At 42.0% G+C, this 281-nt stretch carries 1 protein-coding gene; it reads left to right on the top strand.

What is annotated here, in order from left to right; translation table 11 throughout:
• Positions 1-71: 71 nt before the first annotated feature.
• Positions 72-281, top strand: a 210-nt coding sequence (locus tag AC6CHQ_RS16410) for a helix-turn-helix domain-containing protein (RefSeq protein ID WP_498082081.1), incomplete at its 3' end; no start/stop codon positions are given.

The raw sequence follows: 281 nt of genomic DNA, 5'->3' as shown, positions 1-281 counted from the left end.
TGATATGCTCCCTTCAAAGTAGACAGAGTAAAAAACAAAACTCTGTTTTACTTTGAAGGGAGTTTTTTACGTTGGCTTATCAAGGTTTTTCTTTAGAAAAAAAGATAGAAGTGATCCAAGCCTTCGAGAATGGACTGCCAATTACCCAGCTTTGTAGTAAATTCGGTATCTCAGATAGCACACTAAGAGATTGGCTCAGACAGTGGTCATTGGGGGTGGCAGAGCTTGAGCCCAAGACTGGGTGGAAGTCTTATCCGAAGGAACTGAAGATAACGGCCATC

The sequence above is a fragment of the Bhargavaea sp. GQ12 genome (assembly GCF_059758705.1).
This window is presented reverse-complemented; position numbering and strand designations above follow the sequence as displayed.